Below are 23,463 nucleotides of genomic sequence, written 5' to 3'. Positions count from 1 at the left end.
CTTCATGTCGCGGAGGGCGCCGAAACGGGCGGCGCCATTCGACGCGACCGTCAATCGGTCGGGGTGAAACGGTCCAGATCGGGCATCACGGAGGCCCCGGCATAGGACTGCGCGAAACGCAGGCCGATCTCGTGCAGCCGGTCGTTCCAGCGCTCCACCTGCCGGTCGGTGATCCCGTCGCCGCCGGCGATCGCCTGCGAGGCCTCGATCTCGATCTGGTCGCGCAGGAGGCCGAGTTCCAGCATGGCCGCATCCTCGGCCTGGCTCTTGTCGAGCCAGCCGTAGGTCATCGCGCCGATGAGCACCAGCAGCGCCAGAGCGGAGGTTGCCGTCGACCATTTCGAGATCCCGGCGATGCGCCGTTCGCTCGTCACCAGCACGATGGTGGCGATGGTCAGGAAGGCGGTGATGTAGACCGCCGTCAGGAAGCTCTGGTACTTGTCAGCCGCGCTGGCCTCATGGCTTGCCCGCAGCCGGGTGATGCGGTCGCGCAGGTAAAGCACCGGATCCGCGCCGGCGCCCAGACCCTGGCGGAAATAGTCGTCGCAATAGCGCAGCCGGCCGCGCTCCTCGGTCTTTTCGGCGCAGACCTCCAGGAAGGAGGGCGCGCCTGCCCCAGCCGTCGGGACTTGAGCCTGAACCTGCGCCGGCAGGGCGACAAGCACCGCCAGCAGCACCAGCCACAGGGCTGCGAGATGCCTCATCGCGACAGCCCCCCGAACAGCGTCGGAAGGTCGAGCGGGCGGAAGCCATAGTGGTCGATCCAGCGCACGTCGGCGTCGAAGAAGGCGCGCAGGTCCGGCATGCCGTATTTCAGCATGGCGATGCGGTCGATGCCCATGCCCCAGGCGAAGCCCTGATACTCGTCCGGGTCCAGCCCGCAGTTGCGGATGACATTGGGATGGACCATGCCGCAACCGAGGATCTCCAGCCAGTCGTCGCCCTCGCCGATCTTCACCTCGTTGCCCGAGCGATCGCAGCCGATATCGACCTCCATCGACGGCTCGGTGAAGGGAAAGAACGACGGGCGGAAGCGCATCTTGATCTCGTCGACCTCGAAGAACGCCTTGCAGAATTCCTCCAGGATCCACTTCAGGTGACCGATGTGGCTGCCCTTGTCGATGACCAGACCCTCGACCTGATGGAACATCGGCGTATGCGTCTGGTCGCTGTCGCAGCGATAGGTGCGGCCCGGCGTGATCACGCGGATCGGCGGCTTTTGCGACATCATCGTGCGGATCTGCACCGGCGAGGTGTGGGTCCTGAGCAACATGCGCTCGCCGTCTTCCTTGGGATGCAGGAAGAACGTGTCGTGCATGTCACGCGCCGGATGGTCTTCCGGGAAATTCAGCGCCGTGAAGTTGAGGTGATCGGTCTCCACGTCCGGGCCTTCGGCGATGGAAAAGCCCATGTCGGCGAAGATCGCGGTGAGTTCGTCGATCACCTGGCTGACGGGATGAATGCGGCCGGTTTCGGAAGGCGCGGCGCGCAGCGGCAGGGTGACGTCGACCCGCTCCGCCTCGAGCCTGGCGTTGAGAGCCGCCTCCTGCAGCACCTCGCGGCGCGCGCCCAGCGCCTCGCCGACGCGGGCTTTCAGGCCGTTGATCGCCGGACCCATTTCCCGGCGCTCCTCCGGCGAAAGCTTGCCGAGCGTCTTGAGCTGCTCGGAGACCGAGCCCTTCTTGCCAAGGGCCGCGACCCGGACCTCTTCCAGCTCGGCTTCGTTCGACGCGGCGGCAATGGCCGCGAGGATCTCGGATTCCAGGGTTTCGAGTTCGGACATGGCACCGTCGGGATTTGCGGCGCACGGACAAGCCCGCGCACGCGGCATGGTGAGAAGGTTTCCGGTCTTTTAGCAGACTTTTTGCGGGTTTCCAGCCGCAGCCGCATCGCCGGTCCACATGCATCGGCGCAAGCGGGCCGCTACTTGGTCAAAAGCAGCTTCTCGAAGCGCGTGATCGACAGGCGGTAGGTCATGTCCTTGTGCCTGATGTGCACCTCGCGCGCGCCCTGAAAAAGCGCGGAACTGTCAAGCTCGAGCGGCGCAAGATCGGGCTTGGGTCCACCGCCGAAGGGCCGGCGCGCACCCGGCCGGCGAAGCAGCGACCGGCGGACGGACGTGTCTTGAGGCATGACAATCTCCTTGAACAACTGGCGCTTGAACGACTGCGGGCGAAGCCGCCGCGCCCGACTAATTCATGACTCAATTACTCATGTTTTATCGCGGGCGCAATCCTCACCATGCGCCTGTTGAAAAACACCGCAGGCCGGGCGGCTTCGTCCATGCGGTCATACCTTGCAGGGGCGACAGGCTTTTAACTTGACTCCAATTATCATGTTTTATAGATCTCAAGGCGTTCGCCGGCCCCACCCGTGTCCAGGGCGCCGCCGGACATGTCCAAGCGCCAGCAAGCCAGGCCGGCATCTCCCTCGCCGGTTCAGCCAGCCATGCCTTCGTCCTGCAAAGATGCGAGCGGCACCATCCGCAGGTGCCGCGTCGTGCCGCGCACCCCGCGAGGATCCATGCTGTCGCCAGTCTCCCATTGCCGTCTTTCCGCGCGCGGCTTGCGCGCCGCCTCGCCCCGCCGGCCGGAGGTCCGTCATGTGCGCGGGCGATGACCGCATCGGCGTGGCCATTGCCGCCGCGATCAAGGCCGAGACGTCCGGCGCCGCATCCGACACCGGAGAGACGGAGCCGCGCCGCCGGATCGCCCTTTGGGAGCAGAGCGACAACGTGCATTGCTCGATCGTCGGAACCTGCGCCAGTGTCGGCGACCTGCGCCGGATCGCGCGGCGGATCGGCATGGAGGTTGCCCCCGAGACCCCCGACTACGACCTGCACGGCCACTTCGTCCGCCTGTCGACCACTGACAACACCTTTTCTCGCGCGTTCCAGAAACTCCTCGACACCCGCTACGAGGGCGCCTTGCGGCGGATCGCGCGCACCCGAAGCGCGGCGGATCTGGCTGCGCTTTGGGACGACATGTGCGACCGCGGCCAGGTTGCCCCCGCCTATTGGGCCTTCATGAGCCACGGTCACGTGCCGAACGACCTTCGGGTCCGCGTCTTCGGCGAGGTGCACATGTGGTCGCATCTGGCCGGCGCCTCCTTCCGACGCAAGACGGTGGAGGCGGCGGCGCTGCGCGACCAGATCCGCGAGACGCAGGAGCGCGCCCGGCGCACCGAGGCCGGGCTTCACGCAGCCCTGGCGGAGCGCGATCGGGAAATCGCCCTGCTGCGCGCACGCCTCACCGACCTGCAGGCAAGCGCTGCCCGCGGCGCCGACGCCGCCACAAAGCCGACAGGCCGGTCGCAAGCCGACGCGCTGCAGCGCCGGTTCGACAAGGCTCAGCGTGCGCTTCAAGGCGCAAGGGTACGGGCACGCCAGGCGGAGGCGCGTCTGCGTGACATCGAAAAGGCGGGACCAGACCACCGGGCCGCGCGTGGCGCCTCGCCCGCCGCAGCCCCTGCGGTATCCGCTTCCCCGGTTGCGGCGGGGATCGCTCGGCAGCCAGCGTCAGCCGGAAAACCACGCACCGTGCTTTATGTCGGCGGGCTGCACGGCCACCGCGACCGGTTGCGCGGCATTGCCGCGGAGTTCAACGCCGCCTTTCTGCACCATGACGGCGGCGTGGAGGACGCACCGCAACGGCTCGACCAGCTGCTGCCGTCGGTCGACTGCGTCTTTTGCCCCGTCAGTTGCGTCAGCCACGACGCCTGCCTGCGCGCCAAGCGGGCGTGCCAGAAACTCAACATGCCTTTCGTACCCTTGCGCAGTGCCGGCCAGAGCGCCTTTGCAAAGGCGCTGCGCAGCCTTGTCGAAGGCGACGATCATGGCCAAGTATCGGGTCACGACCCGCTACAGGAGGACACCCCGACATGTTCATCGCCATGAACCGCTTTCGCGTCAAACCCGGCCACGAGGACGACTTCGAAACCGTCTGGCGCAACCGCGAGCGCAAGCTTTCCGACGTGCCGGGCTTCAAAGAGTTTCACCTCTTGCGCGGCGCGACCGGCGATGACCACACGCTGTTTGCCTCCCACACCATCTGGGAGAGCGAGGACGCCTTCCGTGCCTGGACCAAGAGCCAGGCCTTCCGCGACGCCCACAAGAACGCCGGCGACAACAAGCCGCTCTACCTCGGCCCGCCCGATTTCGAGGGCTTCCACGTGGTGCTCGCCGAAGGACGGTAGAGCGGGAAAACCGGGCGGGCAGCGGTTTTGCGCAGGCCACGGGCGTGGTAAGCTCTCCTTGAGATCCTGCAACCGGAACGGGAAATTCATGAAGATCGACGGAACCCCCTATCGCGCGATCTGGCCGGGTGAAGACGGCGTCAGCGCCTGCATCATCGACCAGACCCGGCTGCCGCATGAATTCGTCACCGTGGATCTGCGCAGCGTCGACGAGGCGGCCACCGCCATTCGCGACATGTGGGTGCGCGGCGCGCCGCTGATCGGCGCCACCGCCGCCTACGGCATGGCGCTGGCGATGCAGCGCGACGCGGGCGACGCCGCGCTTGCCGCCGCCTATGACACGCTGATCGCAACGCGGCCGACCGCAATCAACCTGAAATGGGCGCTCGATGCCGCCCGTGCCCGTCTGGCGCCGCTCGGCCAGGCGGAGCGCGCGGAGGCCGCTTGGCGCTTCGCCGCCGAGCTCTGCGACGAGGACGTCGCCGTCAACCACGCGATCGGCGCGAACGGCCTCGCGCTGATCCGCGAGATCGCCGCGAAAAAGAAGCCCGGCGAACGGGTCAACGTGTTGACCCATTGCAATGCCGGCTGGATCGCCACCGTCGACTGGGGCACCGCCACTTCGCCGATCTATCAGGCGCATGATGAAGGCATCGACGTGCATGTCTTCGTCGACGAGACCCGGCCGCGCAACCAGGGCGCCAGCCTGACGGCCTGGGAACTGGGCAAGCACGGCGTGCCGCACACGCTGATCGTCGACAATGCCGGCGGCCACCTGATGCAGCACGGCCAGGTCGACATCGTCATCACCGGCACCGACCGCACCACCGCGCAGGGCGACGTCTGCAACAAGATCGGCACCTATCTGAAGGCGCTGGCGGCGAAGGACAACGGCATTCCCTTCTATGTCGCGCTGCCCTCCTCCACCATCGACTGGACCGTGCGCGACGGCGTGCGCGAGATCCCGATCGAGGAGCGCAGCGGCGAGGAAGTCACCTGGATCCAGGGCCGGCGCGCCGACGGCACGCTCGACAAGGTGCTGATCTCGCCGCCGGACACGCCCGCCGCCAATCCCGCCTTCGACGTGACCCCGGCGCGTCTGGTCACCGGCCTGATCACCGAGCGCGGCATCTGCGCGGCCAGCGCCGAAGGCCTCGCCGGCCTCTTCCCGGAGCGCGCGGTGGCATAGCGCGGCACGGCTTGCCTAATCGACCGAAGGTTGCAAGACTGATCCGGACACGCGTCTTTTCGCGTCTTTCGGAACGGATCGATGACCCAGGACCCGAAAACGGCACAGGAGAGCGGCGGCATCGCGGATCCGGGCGGCCCGCTCGGCGCGGGCGCCCTGTCGGCGCTCGTCGAGGCCGGGCTTGAGGCTGCCGTCGGCGCGCTCGACCGGCAGACCGACTTTCGCCGCTCCCCGCAAGGTGCCGCCGACGTCTCCGTCATCCTCAAGGGCCGCGTCGACGGCGCGGCCCGCACGGCGCTTGGAGCTGTCTTCGAGGCCTGGCCGGCGGTTGCAAGCGCGCGGCTTTCCAAGAACCGGCTGACGCTGCGCTTCACCGACGCGACGCTGGAGCGCGTCGCCGACGGTCTCGCCTTGCATCGGCGCGATCCCTTGCGGCTCGGCGGCACCGCCTCGGGCAGGCGGATTGTCGTCGACTATCTCGATCCCAACGCCAACAAGGCGCTCCATGTCGGCCACCTGCGCAACATCGCGCTCGGCGGCGCGCTTGCCGCGCTGTGGCGGGCACGCGGCGCCGAGGTCGCCTGCCAGAGCGTCGTCTGCGACATCGGCCGCAACATCGCCGAGGCACTGGCCGGCGTTTCGGCTGCGGGCGGACTGTCTGCGCTTAAGGGCAGCGGCCCCGTCGACCGGATTGTCGGCAGGCTTTACGGTGACATCGCAGGCGCCGTCGTGACTGAAGAGGGCGGCGCGGATGCCGACGCGCCGATCGCGCGCGAACTGACGCTGCATGGCGATGCCGCCGATGCGACGCTCGCCGCCTGGCGGGCGGGCGATCCGGCAACACTCGCCCTGTGGCGGGACATGATCGATCTCGTCCTGCGCGACCAGGCGGCGACGCTCGCCCGCCTCGGCCAGCGCCACGACATCTTCCTGCGCGAATCGGACGCGGTCGGACCCGCGCTGGCGCTGGCGGACCGGCTGATCGACGTCGGTCTGGCACGGCGCGAGGACGACGGCGTGGTGATTCTGGAAACCGGGCGCGACGACTACCCGCGCTGCCCGCTGACCCGCAGCGACGGCTTTGCCACCGAACACCTGCGCGCGCTGGTTCTCTGGCTCGAGGCGGCACAGAGCGCATCGCCGGCCGACCGCATCCTGCATGTTATGGGCGAGGAATGGCTGACCAGCACCGAGATCCGCATCGATGCCTTGAAGGCGCTCGGCGCCGGACCGTTTTTCGAGCGCTACCGGATGCTGCCGCATCAATTGGTGCGGCTCGACGGATCGACGATGAAATCGAGCACCGGCAACACGCTCCTGATCGACGACCTGATCGACAGGCTCGCCCGCAACCTGCCGGCAGCGCTCGCCGCCCTGCCCGATGCGGCGCGGGACGCGGCCGTTGCGGCCGTGGCGCTGACGCCGTTCCTGATCGCGGAGGCGGGCGTTGCGCTGGAGATCGACCTCGCGACCCTCACCGATCCGGCGCGCAATCCGGGCTTCGATCTCGCGGCACTCGCGCTTGCCCCATCGGCAGAACCGGCAGCGCCTCTTGGAGCAGCGTTTCTTGGAGATGCCGGACGCTTCGCGCTGCTTCAGGGCGAGCGGCTCCGGCGGGTGCTGATCCAGGCCTGCGAGCGCGACGATCCGGTGGCGCCGGCGCGCTTCCTGGCACGCCTCGCGCAGGCCCGCCGCGACGGGGAGATCGGACCGGAAGCGAATGCGGTGCTGCAGCCGCAGGTAAGGGCGGCGATGATCGCCTGCGGCCTGCTGCCGGGCGTTGAGGCCTGAGGTTTCAAGACGGGCCCGCGAGACATCCCGACCGGCGCACGACCGGCGACTTCTCCCCGCCCTGCCGTGCTGCGCGTCAAGCGCGCGGTCACACGCAAGTCGATCAATATTCGCAATTCAAAAGGCAATCTTCGCAAAATCCGGTGCAAAACTTGCAAAAGTTGCAAGTCCGCCCGGACAGGGTCACCGGCGGGCAGCGTCCGGCGCGCTTCGTGCCGATGCAGCCGCGGAAAAACCGGACCAAGCCGGCCGGCCTTCCCGCGGCGCGGGTTTCTACAGGGCATCGTTTCCAGGGCATCATTTCCAGGGCATCACAGTTTGCGAAAGCGCAAGATCGCGCGCGTTCCGGTGCTGCGGCTATCGGACGACGGTCGCCCGCCGGCCGGTCAGGCCTTAGCGGGCTGGAACGGCATCGAACTTGGCGAGCGCGCCAGCGGCAATTGGAGCCGAGCTGGCGATTGGCGCCGCATCACGCGCCAGTGGATGCGCCGCTGGAACAGCCAGATCGTCGAGATCCTTGGCTGGAACAGCGGGTGGCATCGCGCCCGCTGGCACGCCCTTGCCCGCTGGAACGGCGGGTGGAGCTGCTGCCAGCTTTGGCATAGCGGCTGGAACACCAGACGCTGGTACAGACCGGTTCGCCATTGGCGCAGCGGTCTCGGAGAGACGCGCACTCGTCAACGCGAGCGCGGCCTTGATCTCCCGGATAGCCATCACTTTGTCCATGATTTTTCACCTCCTTTCCTTCCCATGCAGGAAACTGGTCCGGCCTCCACCGGAGCGCGCTCCGGGAGGCCGTGTCACATGTCGCGCGGCGTGCCGACACTGGCAGCGCGCGGAAAAATGGCGCATCCGACGGGACTCGAACCCGCACCTACCAACTCCCAAAGCTGGTGCTCTTAAGCCGCGTAAAGTCCGCCGTTCCGGGATCCGGGTCGGGGTGGAATGACGATGCCCTGGTGAAATCATTCCCCAGTCGCCAGGCCTTCCAGGCGTTCCGCTGCAGCATTTTACCGGTTAAGCTACGGATGCATTTGCCCCTTTTCGTCCTCAGGGGTCGGTTTTCGCGCGACGAAGACGACGTTCTCGCGCCCGTCGAGCGCGATGTAGTCGGGCGTTCCCGCGCGGTGAAAGAACTGCGCCTCCTCGACCTCCAGACCGGCCGCCCGCGCGGCGCGGGAGAGCACGTCGGGATCGAGCAGGTGCAGAAACCTCGGCAGCTCGCTGATCGTCGGATCGTCGGAGATCGCCGGAAGGTCATGGCATTCGCCCGGCCACGGCACTCCTGCAGCGCGATTGGCCTCGTAGATCGCCCCGAACGCGCGAATGTTGGCGGCATAGGGCGACCCGGAAATCGACAGGAACCGGCCGCCCGGCTCCAGCCAGGCGGCGATTTTCGCAAAGCCCGTCTCGATTTCGGCGCCGGAAAGAAAATTCAGCAGGTTGGAGGCATGCACCAGCGACAGGCTGCCGGGCGCGAACTCGAGATCGGCGGGAAAGCCGCCGGGCACGAGATGCAGCCGCTGCGCGGTTCCCGCCGGCGCATCGCGCGCGGTCGCCTCCAGATGCGCCGGATCGATGTCATTGGCATGAACGGTGGCGCCGGCCTCCAGAGCTGCGTGGGTGGCGACGCCGAAGGCACAGCCGAGGTCGAGCACGGGACGGGACGCCCTGCCGGCCAGCTCCGCGAAGCGCCGGTTGATCTCGTTCAGCCGCGTCGTCGTGCGTCCACGCCGGTTTGCCGTCACCAGGCTCACCGCCTGCGAATCGCCGCTGTGTCCGTCTTTCGCCATCGCGCCCGCCTCGCTCATGCGCTTAGCCTCTCGGCATAGGCGCGGTAGCGCGCCTGCAACTCGCCCGCCCAGTCGTCGACCTCGTCGACATGCATCTGCGCGCAATCATAGCCAAAGGCCTCGCGCAGCACGGCCATTTCCGCCGGAGCATAGACGATCGTGCCATCGGCGCGGATCTCGGAGATCCCTTCCACCGTCTGGCCGTCGAGATTGACGCGGATCGCCTCGTCCTGCGGCAGGCCATTGGGCAGGGCGAGGCGCACCTCGCCCTTGCCGACAAGAGCCGGATAGCCGCCGGGAAGCGCGTTGGGACCCGGCACATGCATGGGTTTTTGCGTGTCGGGCGCACTCAAGGCAGCGGTCACCGCGGCGACACCGGACGCGGCAACGATCTGGCCGGTGACCCCGCGCACGCGCTTGAACTCGCCGATGACGCTGGCAAACAGCGCCGTGTGATCGAGGGTGTCGGCAACCTCCGCGCCGTCGAGCAGGATGCTCAGCCGGTAGGGCGCCTCGCCCGGCGTGCCGTAGGAGGAAATCGCGTTGCAGGCGACATGATGGGCGACGAAGTGAACGGTCAGCTCCGCGCGCTCGACGCCGAGCTGGCGCGCTGCGGCACGGGTCAGCGTCGGCACGATGTTGGCGATGTTGCCGCCGCCGACATCCGGGGCGAGACCGACCGTTGCAAGCGCGGAGTTGACCGCATCGGGGAAGGCGGCATTGACCACCAGCGCGGTGCTGCCGGCGGAGCGCACGGCGCGCATCAGCGCCCGCGCGGTGGCGAGGTGATTGGGCAGCCACGGGCCGATGCGCGCGCGTTCCAGATGCCTGTAGGCCTCCGCCGGCAGGAGGCCGATTTCCCAGAAGGTCTGCAGGCTGGTGGCATTGACGATGATGTCCGGGCGGACCCGGTCGATCAGCGCGGCGCAGGCATCGGTCTGGAACACATCGCAGGCCACCGCCTCGATGCGCGGGTCGAACCCGAGACACAGCGCGGAGGTGATCGACAGGTTCACGCGCTGGGACAGCGCGTCCGCGCGCCGCGCCGAAACGGTAAGATCGAAGCGGTCGTCCATGCGCGACAGCAGATCGCAGACATGACCGCCGATCACACCGGCTCCGAAGATCAGGACACGGGTCCGTCTCGCCTTTTCTACCATTGCATCGCCTCCATCACATGGTGCGGCATGACCCGCGCGCGCCTGGCAAGCCGGGCAAGCGCCTCGGCGCAGAAGGTTCCGCCGGCCCCGACATGAAGCTCGTCGGCATGCGAGCCGGCGCCGGTCACCAGGACGGTAACGATGCCGGCGGCGCGGGCGCCGGCGATATCGGTCGCCAAAGTGTCGCCGATCATCACGACACGGCCCGGGTCGGCGACCCCGACGGCGTCGAGAGCGGCCGCGAACATGTCCGCGCCCGGCTTTCCGTAGATGCGCACCGTGCCGCCGAGCGACTGGTAGAGCGGCGCAAGCGCCCCGATGCCGAGATGAAGCGCGCCCGCGATGCGCACGCTGGTGTCGGCATTGGTCAGGATGAGCGGCAGGCCCGAGCGGGCGGCGGTTCGCAACAGCCGGCGGACCGCGATATCCGGCGCCGGCGGCGGCGCACCGGGGCGCGGGTCGCCCTCGCCCAGAACGCCGAAGCCGAGCAACAGATCCGCCTCGTCGACGCTTGCCACGCATCGAAGCCCGGCGTCGCGCGCCCAGTCGCCGCCCGGCTGGGTCCCGACGATCAGGCACCGCAAGTCATCGCCGCCGCCGGCACGCCGGCGCGCCACCTCTGCCGACAGATGCCCGAACGCCAGACCGCCGCCGGTGATCACCGCGTCATGAAGGTCCGATGCGAGCCCCTGCCCCTCGAGCAGGCGGGCCAGCTCGCCGCCGCGCCTGGAGGTGTTGGAGACAAGCGCTACCGGCACGCCCCGTGCCCTGAGCACTTTCAAGGCCTCGATGGCGGGCACAAACGCCCGCGCGCCGTCGGTGAGAACGCCCCAGACGTCGACCAGCGCGGCTAGCGGCGGATTTCCGGCGCCGGACGCCGGATCGAACAGCGCGCCCAGCCCGGAAAGCGCCATGGCCTCAACCGGTTCCGCCGGCGCCTCCGCCATGGCGGGACGCAGTGCCGGGGCAACGGAAGCCCCGACCGCGCTCCGCACGCTGCGTGGCCGGAGCGCCGGCTGGATCGCGGTGGCGGTTTCGGCGACGCCCGCGCCGTCACGCCGGCTCACAGCGCCACCCCCTGTCCGGTCGCGAACGCAGCCGCAGCGGACCGTTGCCGCCGCGATCGCGCCACCTCGGGCGCCTGGCCCAGCAGCCGGAATACCGCAGGCTCGATGCGTTCGGCGAAGGTGGAGGAGATCAGGTCCCGCGCCCGGGCAAAGCCGCCGTCGAAGGCGCGTTCCTGCTCCTCGCCCCAGCTATCGTCCTCCCGCGCCTCCCAGACCCTTGAGGCGTCATAGGTGAATTGCGTGCCGATGGAGGCCACATTCGCGCGCACGCGCGGACCGTCGAACCCGTGCGACAGGGCCGGCGCGAAGGCGACCTTCGCCTCGTTGAGGAACAGCCGCGTCAGATCCGCGCCATCGCGCGGCGCGCCACCGTCCGAGAGATCGTGACCGGCAAGACAGGGAAACTCGAGCAGCACCGAGTGTCCGGCCTCCACCTCGTGTCCGACCGTCACCATGGGAGCGTTCAGCCGCGTCGCCGTGCGCAGCCGCGCGTCCAGACCGCGCACCAGATCGCAGACGAGCGCGATCCGCCGCCGGCACTCCTCGACATTGCGCCGGGAGAAAAGCGCCGGCGCGCGCAGGGCGCCAAGGGCGGCCGCCTTGGCGACATGGGGAATGCTGGCCGCGCTGCTGGTCACATAGTCCTGGAGCGCGCCGATCAGCCATTGCGGGCCGCACCCCCAGCCGATCCTGAGATTGGCCAGGCAATGCAGCTTGCTGGCACCGGCGACCGTGAGGCAGCGCTCGCCCGCCGGCGAAGCGGCCAGACGGCCACCGGTCTTGTCGGGGTCGTGTTCGGAACCGGCAAACAGCGCATCCTCGATGGCCAGCATGTCCGCCCCGACCAGAACCTCGCCGAGATCATCCAGCTCGTCCTGGCTGTAGACGGCGCCGGTCATCGTCGGATTGAAGAGAACGAGAAGCGGGGGCGTTGCGGGCCGTGTCCGGACGAGCCAGTCCCTGAGGTCCTGCGCGCAGAGCTTGTAGGCGCACGCCCTGGAGGTCGGCAGCACATGCAACGGCCGATCAAGGTAGCCGCACCAGCCGGCAAGCGGATGATAGAAGCCCGGCGAGGTGACGACCTCCGCCCCGCCGCGGCTCATCAGGCCAAGAGCGGCCACCATCAGGCGCGTCGACCCGGCGTCGAGCACGACATTGCCCGCAAACTCGGGCGGAACGCCGTTGCGGCAGAAGTTTTTGGAAATTTCCACCTCGAGATCGGGGAAGCGCCGCAGGAACATGTAGTTCTCGATCGGCGCGCCTTGCGCGTCATGCAACGCCTCGACCGCCTTGCGTATGGCACCGGGAAACGGCCGACGCACGCCTTCGCCATGAGCGAACGACACGACATCCGCATCGAACATGCCCGGCCCGATGCGCGCCCCGTCCTCCCCCACACCCATGAGGGCAAGCCGGGCACGATGCAGCCGCTGGGCCGCAGGGCCATCCAGGGGGCCGGTCACACGGTCACACATCATGCCACCACCGAAAATCTCTATTAAATTGTATAATTTACTTATACTCGTTATACGATCACAAACAGTCTATGCACGCAACTCATTTGTGACCCAGCGTCAAATTCGTATCCTGAATCTTGCACTCTGAAAAAATTTTCTAAATCTTGCTTATATTCCGCAACGTCGCCTGGCAGGACATAGGCAGACGAAACCATACGGAAAAGCGGGCCGCGACTTGGCAAGCGTCCCGATCGCAGTTCCTTCTTGCAACGGACCGTTTGTGTGGCGAGTGTACCGCTTCCGCAGTCCCCTTCTGGAGATCCGCATGCGCCGCGACCTCGTGCCCGTCTTCGACGGACACAACGACACCTTGCTGAAACTGGAGTTGGGCGCCGGAACCCCGCGCGAACGCTCGTTCCTCGCCCGCGCCGAGCGCGATCACATCGACCTGCCGCGCGCCCGCGAAGGCGGCTTTGCCGGCGGGCTGTTTGCAATGTATGTGCCCTCGCGCACGGGGCTCGATCTCACGGTTCGCTACAATCCGAACGATCCGGCGAATTTCGCGCCGGTCGCGCAGGAGGTCGCGCTGGGGTTCACGCTGCGCATGGCCGCGCGCGCCCGGCGGCTGGAACGCGAAGCCGCCGGCGCGGTCAGGATCTGCACCGATGCGCCGGGCATCCGGCAGGCGATGGCCGACGGCGCACTTGCCATGGTGCTGCACATCGAGGGCGCGGAGGCGATCGACGCGGATTTCTGCGCGCTCGAGGTCTTGCATGCGGCGGGCCTGCGCTCGCTCGGTCCGGTGTGGAGCCGGCCGAACATCTTCGGCGACGGCGCGCCGATGACCTGCCCGTCCTCACCGGACACGGGACCGGGGTTGAGCGACGCCGGCAAGGCGCTGGTCAGGGCCTGCAACGCGCTCAAGATCATGATCGACCTGTCGCATCTAACCGAAAAGGGGTTCTGGGATGTGGCCGAGCTCAGCGACCGCCCGCTGGTCGCCTCCCACTCCAATGCCCATGCGGTCTGCCCGTCGGCGCGCAATCTCACCGACCGCCAGCTCGACGCCATCGCCGAGAGCAAGGGGCTGGCCGGCCTCAACTTCCACGTCGCCTTCCTCAGGCCGGACGGCGCCCACAAGGGCGACACGCCGCTGGAGCTGATGGTGCGCCACACCGATCACATGCTGTCCAGGCTCGGCGAGGACGGGGTGGCGCTCGGGTCGGATTTCGACGGCTGTTTCGTGCCGCGCGCCATCGGCGACGTCACCGGACTGCCGAAGCTGATCGAGGCGTTTCGCGCCGCCGGATACGGCGAGGACCTGATCGAGAAGATCGCCTGGCGCAACTGGCTCTCGGTGCTGGAACGCACCTGGGCATAGACAGGCGCAGACCTCAGCCCGGCGCGACCGGGCTTTCCGCCTCGATGCGTTCTTCGAGATAACTGGCGATACTGGTCGCGACCGCATGAAGACGCCTCAGCTCCGCCTCGCGGCGCGTGGCGGCGAGCACCTCGCTCGGGCTGCCCGAGCGCGCGCCGTCGCCAAATCGCCCGGTGCCGCGAACGATGAAGCGATAGGCCGCGCCGTCGCGCGATTTCGGCGTGTGCAGGATGTCGCCGACATGCTGTTCGGCGAAGCGCAGGGAATCGTCCAGAGTCGGCATGGCGGTCGACGCGCGGTGCGAAGTGGCCGTCACGCCCGCCTCCGTGCCCCGCGCCCAGTCCAGGAAGCTCATGTCAGAAGTCATCGGTCCCACCCCGAAGTCGCCCAAGGCTGAATTGGTTAACAAAAAGTTTGCGACGATTCGCAAAAGAGTCCAAAGCCAATGCGCAGCCTGCGTCCCGCGGGGTTTCCGCGTCCGGCATTGACGCCGACCATCGGCTGGGGTCTTGTCCTCCCATGACCAGCGACACGTCCGAACCGACGCAGACAGAAGACGAAGACACCCGCGCCTCCCCGTCATCGGGACTGCGCGCCAGGGTGCGCCGGCTCTATTACGGCATGACACCGGGCGCGCGACGCTGGCGGCTGGCGCTTCTCGTGTTCGATCTCGTGACGATCGCCTATTTCGTCGTGTCCTCGATGATGGAAACCGCCATCGCGCACCATCTGATCGACTATGTCATCGCGGTGGTGCTGATCGTCGATTACGGCCTGCGCATGTATGCCGCCCACCGGCCGTGGCGGATGGTGTTCGAGTTCACCAATATCGCCGACCTGATCGTGATCCTGTCGCTGCTGGCCAGCGCCTTCATCGACAATCTCGCGTTCCTCAGGGTGGTGCGGATGCTGCGCCTGCTGCGCTCCTACCATCTGCTGCGCGAGCTGCGCTCGGCCTCGCATTTCTTCCGTCGCAACGAGGAGATCATCCAGTCGGCGATCAACCTGATCGTCTTCGTCTTCGTGGTCACGGCAATCGTCTTCGTGACCGAGGGCCACCAGAATCCGGCGATCAACAACTATCTGGACGCGCTGTATTTCACCGTGACCACGCTGACCACCACCGGGTTCGGCGACATCACCATGACCGACAGCTTCGGGCGGCTCTTGACCGTGCTGATCATGATCTTCGGGGTCGGGCTGTTCCTGCGCCTGATCCAGACGATCTTCCGGCCGCAGAAAGTCGCCTACAACTGCCCCGACTGCGGCCTGTCGCGCCACGACCCGGACGCGGTGCACTGCAAGCATTGCGGCCGCACGATCAATATTCCGACCGAAGGCGAATGGGCGTGATCTGCGCTTTGCGCAAGCCACCCTTGCGCTGGGGCCGCGACACGCTTCACTCTGTCACATAGCCTTTGGGCGACTGCGCGACACTTATGTTCGCGAGTTTGAAATTTACCGCACAGCCCGGCGCCCCCACCGCCGGACCGCGCCGCCATCCCACGTTGGAGAGACCATGATGGAGTTTTCCGCAGTCGATCTGGCCCGTTTCCAGTTCGCGTTCACCGTCTCGTTCCACATCATCTTTCCCTCCTTCACCATCGGGCTGGCGAGCTTCCTGATGGTGCTCGAAGGCCTGTGGCTGACGAGCGGGCGCGACGTCTATCTGCGCCTGTTCAAATACTGGATGAAGATCTTCGCCGTCGCCTTCGGCATGGGCGTCGTCTCCGGCATCGTCATGACCTATCAGTTCGGCACCAACTGGTCGGTCTTCTCCGACAAGACCGGCCCGGTGCTCGGCCCGCTGATGGGCTATGAGGTGCTGTCGGCCTTCTTCCTGGAAGCCGGCTTCCTGGGCATCATGCTGTTCGGCCTGACCCGGGTCGGCCCGCGCCTGCATTTCGCCGCGACCTGCATGGTCGCCTTCGGCACGGCGCTGTCGGGCTTCTGGATCCTGTCGGTCAACAGCTGGATGCAGACGCCGGCGGGCTTCTCGATCAACGAGGTCGGACAGTTCGTGCCGGAAAACTGGTTCGAGATCGTCTTCAACCCGTCCTTCCCCTACCGTTTCGTTCACATGATGCTGGCGGCCTATCTGACCACCGCCTTCGTGGTCGGCGCGGTCGGCGCCTGGCACCTTTTGAAGGACCGCAGCAGTGACGCGGCAAGGGTGATGTTTTCCATGGCGATGTGGATGGCGGCCCTCGTGACCCCGCTGCAGATCGTCGCCGGCGACATGCACGGCCTCAACACGCTGGAGCACCAGCCGGCGAAGATCGCGGCGATGGAAGGCCATTTCGAGGGCGAGGAAGGCGCGCCGCTGATCCTCTTCGGCGTGCCCGACATGGCAGCAGGCGAGACCCGCTACCAGGTCGCGATCCCCAAGCTCGGCAGCCTGATCCTGACCCATTCGCTCGACGGACGGGTGCCCGGTCTCAACGACTTTCCGCCCGAGGACCGGCCGAACGCGACCATCGTGTTCTTCTCCTTCCGCGTGATGGTGGGCATCGGCTTCGCGATGCTCGGCATCGGGCTCCTGAGCCTCTACCTGCGGGCCAGGGGGCGGCTCTACGACACGCCGCTGTTCCACAAGCTGGCGCTGGCCATGGGTCCGACCGGTTTCATCGCGGTGCTTGCCGGCTGGATCACCACCGAGGTCGGACGCCAGCCCTTCACCGTCTACGGGCTGCTGCGGACCGCCGACAGCATCTCGCCGGTCGATGCGCCTGCGGTCGCCACCTCGCTGCTGGTGTTCATCGTGGTCTATTTCATCGTCTTCGGCATCGGCACCTTCTACCTGCTGCGCTCGATGGCGGCCCCGCCCGATGCCGGCGACGGCCCGCATGCCGGCGAGCCGACCCGCGCCGCGGGTGTGACCCCGGCCTTCGCCTATCGCGACAAGACCACCCCCAACCCCGCGGAGTGACGTCATGGACCTCGACCTTCCCCTCATCTGGGCGCTGCTGATCGCAGCGGCGGTGTTTCTCTATGTCGTGCTCGACGGCTTCGACCTCGGCCTCGGCATCCTGTTTCCCACCGCCCGCTCGGCCACCGAGCGCGACGTGATGATGAATTCCGTCGCCCCCGTGTGGGACGGCAACGAAACCTGGCTGGTGCTCGGCGGCGGCGGGCTCTACGCGGTGTTTCCGCTGGCCTACGCGATCCTGATGCCCGCGCTCTATGCCCCGATCTTCGCCATGCTGTTCGGGCTGGTGTTTCGGGGCGTGGTGTTCGAGTTCCGCTTCAAGTCGAGCGAGCAGCGGCGCTGGATCTGGGACATCGCCTTCTTCCTCGGATCGCTGACGGCGGCGCTCGCGCAGGGAATTATCCTGGGCGCCATCGTCCAGGGCATCGCCGTGGAGGGCCGCGCCTATGCCGGCGGCTGGCTCGACTGGCTCACGCCGTTTTCTCTGATGACCGGCGTTGCCGTCGTCATCGGCTATGCGCTTCTCGGTGCCACCTGGCTGGTGTGGAAATGCGAAGGCCCGATGCAGGATCACTTCCGGGGCCTGGCGCTGACGCTGATGTTCGCGATGCTCGCCATGATCGGCATCGTCAGCCTGTGGACCCCGGCGCTCGACCCGGCGATTGCCGCGCGCTGGTTCGAGATGCCGCAGATCCTCTACACCGCCCCTGTGCCGCTGATGGTGCTGGGCCTTGCCGTCGTGCTGTTCAGGAGCCTCAACGGCACCCGCGACGCCCTGCCCTTCCTGGCAAGCCTGGCGCTGTTCCTCGTCACCTTCGCGGGTCTTGGCATCAGCCTCTACCCCAACATCGTGCCGCCGACGGTCACCATCTGGGAGGCGGCTGCGCCCGACAGTTCGCTAGCGTTCCTGCTGGCCGGCGCCGCCGTGCTGATCCCGATGATCCTGGCCTATTCCGCTTATGCCTACTGGATCTTCCGCGGCAAGGTGCGGCCGGGCGAGGGCTATCACTGATGGCCGCACAAGGGTCCGGCAACGGGGAGGCGCACGACACGCGGCACACGGCGGACGCGCAGCCGGCGTGGCGCCGGCTTGCCTGGTTCGCCGGACTGTGGCTTGTCGGCGTCGGCACGCTGTTCGTCGTCGCCAGCGTGATCCGCTGGGCGATCCTGTAGACCGGCTGCAACCGACGATCACCGATCCGTGAGGGACATTCCTGTCCACAGCCCTTGTCCTTTGCCGGCGGGCGCGCATCCTGTTGCGGAGACCGTCACACAAGGGATCGCCCGCAATGCCGCCTGTCGCATCCGCCCTCCGGGTCTATCTTGCGCTGTCGCTGGCGGTGTTTGCCGCGCCGCCCGGCGCCAACGCCGGAGCGGAGGCCGAATGCGGCATCGAGACCCCCTGCCGGATCGAGACCGGCGAATACCGCATCCGCTTTCCGGCAGACTGGGACGGCAAGACCCCGCTCGGGGCCATCGTCTTCCTGCATGGCTGGCGCGGAACGGCGGCGGGCGAAATGCGCAACGCGGCCTGGGCCCGGCTGGCCGACCGGCTCAATGTCGCCTTCGTCGCCCCGCAAGGCGCGGGCAAGACCTGGTCCTATCCCGGCGCGCCGCGCACCTTGCGCGATGACTTCGCGTTTTTCGATGCGTTGATCAAGGATCTCACCAGCCGCTTTCCCTTGCGCGCCGACCGGATGATGGCCACGGGCTTTTCCATGGGCGGATCGATGGTGTGGAACCTTGCCTGCTATCGCGGCAGGCTTTTCGCCGGCTTCGCCCCGATCGCCGGGGCGTTCTGGGATCCGATCCCGAAGGACTGCCCCTCGCCGGCGCCAGTGCTGTTCCACGTGCATGGCACCGCGGACCGGACGGTGCCGCTGGAGGGACGTCCCATCGGCGAGCGCTGGCGCCAGTCCGATGTCGCCGACAGTCTCGCCGTCTGGCAGGCGCAGGCCGGTCTGCCGCAGGTCTTTCCGGCCGCAGCGCCCGACAGCGGCCTCACCTGCCAGCGCCAGCAAGCGCCGACCCGATCCGGTCCGGCCGCATCGCTGCTGGAAGTCTGCCTGCATTCCGGCGGACACAGCGTGCGCGCCGAATGGGTGGAGCGGGCCTGGCGCGCGCTCGGCGATCATCTGGGCTGGCCGGAATAGCTCCGAGGACCAGCGCCGACGCGGATCAGCGAACGGTTTCGCGCGCCGGCTGTGCCGTGCCGCGACGGTCGGCGGAGGCCGCGCCGGCCGGCCCGTGCGGCGGGCCTTTCCGGCGCCAGGGCTCCTTCTTGTACCAGGAGACGACATAGGCAACCGCAATGAGAGCGGCAAAGCCGCCTGCGTTGGCGAGGAACTCGATCAGCATGTCGCCGCGCCCCCAGACCATGTCGCGCAGGATGCCGACAGCCTGGGCGACGACCAGGCTTGCCAGGAACACCGCAAGCGACTGCTGGCCGACCTTCTGGATCACGCGGACCACCGCACCCCAGGCGTTGTCGACGACGAGATAACGCCCGCCGGCGCCGACCGCGACCCAGGCGAGATAGGCCAGCGCCAGGAAGTGGACATAGCGCAGGACGCCAAACTCCGTCTTGGTCCACAGCGGCTCGATGGCGTTGCGCACCTCAAGCAGCACCGGAAAGGCGCCATAGGCGCGAAACCAGGCAAAGGGAACGGTCAAGAGGACGACGGCAAGGGCTGCGAGGATCAGACCGTGGCGCACGGGCGGGGCCGGGATCCAGCCGCGCATATAGGCAAAGCCGGTGAAGAACAGGAGCTGCCAGGCAAACGGATTGAAGAACCACACCCGATCCGACCAGGGTTCCGCCGGCAGGCCGAGAAGCTTGAGGTTGGCGCCAAGCCAGAGCGCGCCCATGAAGGCAAACACCGGCCAGCGCCCCAGCTGCGACAGCGCCATGATCACCGGCAGAAGCACCAGGATGACGATATACATCGGCAGGATGTCGAAATAATTCGGCACATAGGTCAGCGTCAGGAGACCCGGCAGCGTCTCGCCGGCCTTCTCGAAAAAATGCCAGAGATTGAGCGAGGCAACATAGTCCTGAGTCAGGCCGCAGCAGCGGTTCAGCACACCGCTGGTCTGCACCGCGACAAGCCCTGCGGCAATGATCAGAAACTGGCAGACATGGGCCCAATAGACCTGCCAGACCCGGTGGCTGACACGGGCCGCCCCCATCAGCCAGCCGCTCTGGTCGAACACCTTGCCGAAGGCGATGGCCGAGGCCATCCCCGAGCAGAAGACGAACATCTCCGTCGCGTCGGAAAAGCCGAACCGCGCCGGGATCCACAGCGTCCAGCTGTTGGCCGGAAGGTGGGCGATGAAGATGATGAACATGCCGATGCCGCGAAAGAAATCGAGGCGCGGATCGCGCGGGCGCGGGGCTGGTGGCGCGGACGTGGAATGCATGTTCACGAAACGCAGGTCCTTGAAACGTTGGAACGTATGCAACCGCGGTCTGGCGCGGAAGCGGAACGGCTCTGACACGCGGCCGCGTCAAAACCAAGGCGAATTTACGCCGGCACGGCGCGCAAGGCTTCGTTTTGCATGATCTTTGCCGCCCGCTTCATGCTGTCCACCCGTTCCAGCCGCTCGGAGGCGAAGCGGTCGAGCGCGCCGCGCAACGACAGACGCTCGCGCAGCAGCCGCTCCGCTTCACCGGCCAGCCCCGCACGCAGGGCCGCGTCGATCGCCAGACGCTCGAACACATCGCGCTGGGCATGGCTGCCGCCAATGTCGCGCAACGTCGGGCGGGCCCGATCGAGGTGATGGAAGGCGGAATAGAAATTGCCCCGGAAATAGGCGTCGAGACCGCGTGCGGCCGACAGCCCGGTCCGTGACGCGATCCGCCCCAGATCGGACGGCTCCTCGGCATGCAGGGCGACGGAGGCAAGCATCTCGTCGGCGGCCTGCCGCCGCCGTCCGCCGCCGAGCGAGATCATGTAGTGCAGGTCGGCGAAGAGATTGCAGCGATCGTCGATCCGGGTTTCGGAGAGCCGCGCCAGTTCGTCCCAGCGTCCGCCGACGTTGACACCCTCGATTTCCAGCCGCACGAGCAGCGAGGCCGCATTGGAGATGTCGCGATAGTCGTCGGTGTGTTCCGCGCGGATTTCCGCATCGTAGAGCGCCAGAACGGCCGCGATATCGCCCCGGTCGAGATACATCAGCGCCAGATGCCACCAGACGTGGAAGCGGAAGTTGTTGCAGTGGGAAAAGGCCTGGGTGTTCGCCTCCAGCCAGCGCCGCCCCTCGTCGAAGCGGCCCGTCATGTCGTGGACATGGGCAACGGCATGCAACCCCCAGGCATCGTCGGGCGCGATCTCGACGGCGCGGCGTCCCGTGCGCTCGGCCCGCTCGTAGTCGCCGGTTTCCTCCAGCGCGAAGGCATGACAACCCAGCAGATAGCCATAGGCGGAGTGGCTCTGGTCATAGGCCTCAAGCACGCCTTCCACCGAACGTCGCATGCCGCCGGCATCGCCGAGCACGAAGCGCACCGCATGCACCAGTTTCATCAGGAGCGGGTCGGCGGGATGGGCGGCAAGGGTTGCGTCGAGGCGGTCGGCCGCCGCGCGCGGATGGCCGTCGAGCCAGTCGCGCAGGGCATCGATCACCGCCGCCTCGCGCGGGGTCGCGCCAAGCGCTGCGCGCGCGCCGTCCGCCCGCGTCCAGTCGTCCTGCGCCACATCCACCATTTCGCGCCGGCCGAGCAGCAGGCAGAACAGGCCGTGCGTCGCGTGCCCGAGCGCGAACTGCGGCTCCAGCGAGAGCGCCCGGGCGAGATGGTCCGGCGTTGCCGTGCCATGGGCCAGAAACGCATCGAGCGCGCGCTGCCAGGCCTCCAGGGCGGCGCTGTCCGACATCGTGAGAGGGTAGCCGTAGCGATCGGTAAGGGTCATTCGGCTTTCTTCCTGCCAGCGGCGCTTCGGCCGCGCGGTTTCCTGCGGCGGCGCACGGGCCGCAGCGCGGGGGAGGCAAAGGGCTTCGGGTCGGCAAGGCCCGTCGTTCGACCGGGAGGAGCCGACCACGGATCTTGCAAGGACGGACGCCCGCCTGCTTTCTTTCGCCCTGTCAGTTTTTCCGTGGCGCGGATGACGTGCAACACACAAAAACTTGTGGCCGACGTGTGCGACGGCGGACAGGGATCGCATGTATCTTCCAATAGCGGCCAGATCCGGGCAATGCGATTGCGCGGGCAGGCGCTCCTGCAAAACGCCATACCTTCCGCCCGCCCGCGCAAGGGAGTACCTAGAAGCCATGACAGCTCTTGCCCAATCCCTCGCCCAGACGTTTGCCGGCGCGAACCGCGCGGTTCTCGCCCTGTCGCTCGCCGCTCTTGCGGCGGTCGCCCTGATCGCCAGCAACACCGGCGGCCCGACACTCGGCTATGCCGTGCTGATCGGCGGCCTTGCCGGCGTTGCGCTTTATCATTCGAGCTTCGGCTTCACCGCCGCCTGGCGCCGCATCGTCACGGAGAAGCGCGGCGGGGGCCTGCGGGCGCAGTTCCTGCTGATCCTGCTGACGGCGGCGGTCTCCTTTCCGCTGATCGGCTGGGGCGCCTCCTTCGGCATGCCGACCGGCGGCTTCGTCTTTCCCTTCGGCATCGCCGCCGCCATCGGCGCGACCATGTTCGGTTTCGGCATGCAGCTCGGCGGCGGTTGCGCCTCCGGCACGCTGTTCACCGCCGGCGGCGGGTCGACGCGCATGATGGTGACGCTGACAGCCTTCGTGATGGGCTCGGTCGCCGCCACCCCGCACATGCATCTCTGGGGGACGCTGCCGAAGCTGCCGGCCGTTTCCCTGATCACCGAATTCGGCCCCATTGGCGCCTTTGCCGCAACGGCTGCCGTGCTCGGGCTGATCGCGCTGTGGAGCATCAGGGTCGAGCGCAAGGCGCACGGCAGCCTCGCCGAGCCGCGCGCGACCGAGAGCTTTCTCGCCGGTCCCTGGTCGCTGCGCTTCGGCGCGGTGATGATCGCCGTCGTCGGCATCGCCACCTTCGTCGTGCTCGGCCGGCCCTGGGGCATCACCTCCGGCTTTGCGCTGTGGGGCGCGAAGATCTGGCAGGGCTTCGGCGTGACCGTCACCGACTGGCCCTACTGGCAGTGGCAGAAAGGCGCGCTCGAGGCTTCCGTCTTCGCCGACGCGACCTCGGTGATGAACTTCGGCATCCTGATCGGCGCCATGACGGCGGCCGCCCTTGCCGGCAAATACGCGCCCGTGTGGAAGCTTTCGACCCGCGATCTCCTGACCGCGATCATCGGCGGCCTGCTGATGGGCTATGGCGCGCGGCTCGCCTACGGCTGCAACATCGGCGCCTATCTCGGCGGGATCGTCTCCGGTTCGCTGCACGGCTGGCTGTGGCTCGTCTTCGGCTTCATCGGCAGCCTCGCCGGCACGCGCGCCCGCCTGAAGCTCGGGATGGGCTGAGGCCCGCGCCACATCGTGATCATCCGTGATTGCCGCGTGTGCGGTGCGGGCAACAATCTCGACT

At 67.5% G+C, this 23,463-nt stretch carries 22 protein-coding genes and 1 tRNA gene; 11 read left to right on the top strand and 12 right to left on the bottom strand.

The window, feature by feature from the left end:
• Nucleotides 1-50: 50 nt before the first annotated feature.
• From LC092_RS10665 to hemP, 3 genes are all read right to left on the bottom strand, one after another.
• Nucleotides 51-704 (bottom strand): phenylalanyl-tRNA synthetase subunit alpha, encoded by a 654-nt coding sequence (locus LC092_RS10665; protein WP_224806508.1) that lies wholly within the window; start codon nt 702-704, stop codon nt 51-53.
• Entirely contained in the window at nt 701-1,783 is a 1,083-nt protein-coding gene (gene pheS, locus LC092_RS10660) for a phenylalanine--tRNA ligase subunit alpha (protein ID WP_224806507.1), read from the bottom strand. The genes LC092_RS10665 and pheS overlap by 4 nt, the downstream gene beginning before the upstream one ends.
• A 140-nt stretch (nt 1,784-1,923) precedes the next feature.
• A complete protein-coding gene (gene hemP, locus LC092_RS10655; protein ID WP_224806506.1) occupies nt 1,924-2,133 on the bottom strand; it encodes a hemin uptake protein HemP in 210 nt (69 codons plus the stop codon).
• Between the two features lie 469 nt (nt 2,134-2,602).
• Between hemP and LC092_RS10650 the strand changes: the two genes are divergently transcribed.
• The 4 genes from LC092_RS10650 to argS all read left to right on the top strand — a co-directional run bounded on the left by LC092_RS10650 (nt 2,603) and on the right by argS (nt 7,174).
• A complete protein-coding gene (locus LC092_RS10650; protein ID WP_224806505.1) occupies nt 2,603-3,895 on the top strand; it encodes a DUF2325 domain-containing protein in 1,293 nt (430 codons plus the stop codon).
• Nucleotides 3,880-4,194, top strand: a complete 315-nt coding sequence (locus LC092_RS10645; RefSeq protein WP_224806504.1) for an antibiotic biosynthesis monooxygenase family protein — start codon at nt 3,880-3,882, stop codon at nt 4,192-4,194. The genes LC092_RS10650 and LC092_RS10645 overlap by 16 nt, the downstream gene beginning before the upstream one ends.
• 88 nt (nt 4,195-4,282) lie before the next feature.
• Nucleotides 4,283-5,383: an S-methyl-5-thioribose-1-phosphate isomerase gene (gene mtnA / locus LC092_RS10640; protein WP_224806503.1), complete on the top strand. Its 1,101-nt coding sequence runs from the start codon at nt 4,283-4,285 to the stop codon at nt 5,381-5,383.
• A gap of 81 nt (nt 5,384-5,464) precedes the next feature.
• Entirely contained in the window at nt 5,465-7,174 is a 1,710-nt protein-coding gene (gene argS / locus LC092_RS10635; protein ID WP_224806502.1) for an arginine--tRNA ligase, read from the top strand.
• Nucleotides 7,175-7,567: 393 nt separating this feature from the next.
• Here the strand turns inward: argS and LC092_RS10630 are convergent, their stop codons facing one another.
• The 6 genes from LC092_RS10630 to LC092_RS10605 all read right to left on the bottom strand — a co-directional run bounded on the left by LC092_RS10630 (nt 7,568) and on the right by LC092_RS10605 (nt 12,657).
• Complete coding sequence (locus LC092_RS10630) at nt 7,568-7,900, bottom strand: hypothetical protein (RefSeq protein ID WP_224806501.1); 333 nt, start codon at nt 7,898-7,900, stop codon at nt 7,568-7,570.
• Between the two features lie 118 nt (nt 7,901-8,018).
• Nucleotides 8,019-8,206, bottom strand: a tRNA-Pro gene (locus LC092_RS10625).
• Nucleotides 8,197-8,985 (bottom strand): class I SAM-dependent methyltransferase, encoded by a 789-nt coding sequence (locus tag LC092_RS10620; RefSeq protein WP_224806500.1) that lies wholly within the window; start codon nt 8,983-8,985, stop codon nt 8,197-8,199. The genes LC092_RS10625 and LC092_RS10620 overlap by 10 nt, the downstream gene beginning before the upstream one ends.
• The gene (locus LC092_RS10615) at nt 8,982-10,127 is read right to left on the bottom strand and encodes a hypothetical protein (RefSeq protein WP_224806499.1); all 1,146 of its coding nucleotides are present in this window, start codon (nt 10,125-10,127) and stop codon (nt 8,982-8,984) included. Before LC092_RS10615 ends, LC092_RS10620 begins: the two co-directional genes overlap by 4 nt.
• Entirely contained in the window at nt 10,121-11,194 is a 1,074-nt protein-coding gene (locus LC092_RS10610) for a TIGR01459 family HAD-type hydrolase (RefSeq protein WP_224806498.1), read from the bottom strand. The genes LC092_RS10615 and LC092_RS10610 overlap by 7 nt, the downstream gene beginning before the upstream one ends.
• A complete protein-coding gene (locus tag LC092_RS10605) occupies nt 11,191-12,657 on the bottom strand; it encodes an aminotransferase class I/II-fold pyridoxal phosphate-dependent enzyme (RefSeq protein ID WP_224806497.1) in 1,467 nt (488 codons plus the stop codon). Before LC092_RS10605 ends, LC092_RS10610 begins: the two co-directional genes overlap by 4 nt.
• A 319-nt stretch (nt 12,658-12,976) precedes the next feature.
• Between LC092_RS10605 and LC092_RS10600 the strand changes: the two genes are divergently transcribed.
• Complete coding sequence (locus tag LC092_RS10600; protein WP_224806496.1) at nt 12,977-14,032, top strand: dipeptidase; 1,056 nt, start codon at nt 12,977-12,979, stop codon at nt 14,030-14,032.
• Nucleotides 14,033-14,045: 13 nt separating this feature from the next.
• Here LC092_RS10600 and LC092_RS10595 read toward each other — a convergent pair whose 3' ends face one another.
• Nucleotides 14,046-14,399: a hypothetical protein gene (locus tag LC092_RS10595; RefSeq protein WP_224806495.1), complete on the bottom strand. Its 354-nt coding sequence runs from the start codon at nt 14,397-14,399 to the stop codon at nt 14,046-14,048.
• Between the two features lie 152 nt (nt 14,400-14,551).
• On the opposite strand from LC092_RS10595, the gene LC092_RS10590 reads away from it, so the two are divergent.
• The 5 genes from LC092_RS10590 (at nt 14,552) to LC092_RS10570 (ending at nt 19,114) form a co-directional block, all read left to right on the top strand.
• Complete coding sequence (locus LC092_RS10590; RefSeq protein ID WP_412103567.1) at nt 14,552-15,385, top strand: ion transporter; 834 nt, start codon at nt 14,552-14,554, stop codon at nt 15,383-15,385.
• Nucleotides 15,386-15,551: 166 nt separating this feature from the next.
• Nucleotides 15,552-16,961 carry a cytochrome ubiquinol oxidase subunit I gene (locus LC092_RS10585; RefSeq protein WP_224806494.1) on the top strand — a complete coding sequence of 470 codons (1,410 nt, stop codon included), beginning with the start codon at nt 15,552-15,554 and terminating at the stop codon, nt 16,959-16,961.
• A 4-nt stretch (nt 16,962-16,965) separates the two neighbouring features.
• Nucleotides 16,966-17,973, top strand: a complete 1,008-nt coding sequence (gene cydB / locus LC092_RS10580) for a cytochrome d ubiquinol oxidase subunit II (RefSeq protein ID WP_224806493.1) — start codon at nt 16,966-16,968, stop codon at nt 17,971-17,973.
• Nucleotides 17,973-18,134, top strand: a complete 162-nt coding sequence (locus LC092_RS10575; RefSeq protein WP_224806492.1) for a DUF2474 domain-containing protein — start codon at nt 17,973-17,975, stop codon at nt 18,132-18,134. Before cydB ends, LC092_RS10575 begins: the two co-directional genes overlap by 1 nt.
• 116 nt (nt 18,135-18,250) lie before the next feature.
• A complete protein-coding gene (locus LC092_RS10570; protein WP_224806491.1) occupies nt 18,251-19,114 on the top strand; it encodes an alpha/beta hydrolase family esterase in 864 nt (287 codons plus the stop codon).
• A 25-nt stretch (nt 19,115-19,139) separates the two neighbouring features.
• On the opposite strand, the gene LC092_RS10565 is transcribed toward LC092_RS10570, so the two are convergent.
• Complete coding sequence (locus LC092_RS10565) at nt 19,140-20,381, bottom strand: OpgC family protein (protein WP_224806599.1); 1,242 nt, start codon at nt 20,379-20,381, stop codon at nt 19,140-19,142.
• Between the two features lie 104 nt (nt 20,382-20,485).
• Complete coding sequence (locus tag LC092_RS10560) at nt 20,486-21,868, bottom strand: tetratricopeptide repeat protein (protein ID WP_224806490.1); 1,383 nt, start codon at nt 21,866-21,868, stop codon at nt 20,486-20,488.
• A 358-nt stretch (nt 21,869-22,226) separates the two neighbouring features.
• Between LC092_RS10560 and LC092_RS10555 the strand changes: the two genes are divergently transcribed.
• Complete coding sequence (locus LC092_RS10555; protein ID WP_224806489.1) at nt 22,227-23,399, top strand: YeeE/YedE family protein; 1,173 nt, start codon at nt 22,227-22,229, stop codon at nt 23,397-23,399.
• Nucleotides 23,400-23,463: the final 64 nt, after the last annotated feature.

It is taken from the genome of Stappia stellulata (assembly GCF_020176715.1).
Classification (GTDB): domain Bacteria; phylum Pseudomonadota; class Alphaproteobacteria; order Rhizobiales; family Stappiaceae; genus Stappia.
Note: the sequence above shows the minus strand (reverse complement) of the source record. Positions and strands in the feature narration are given on the sequence as shown.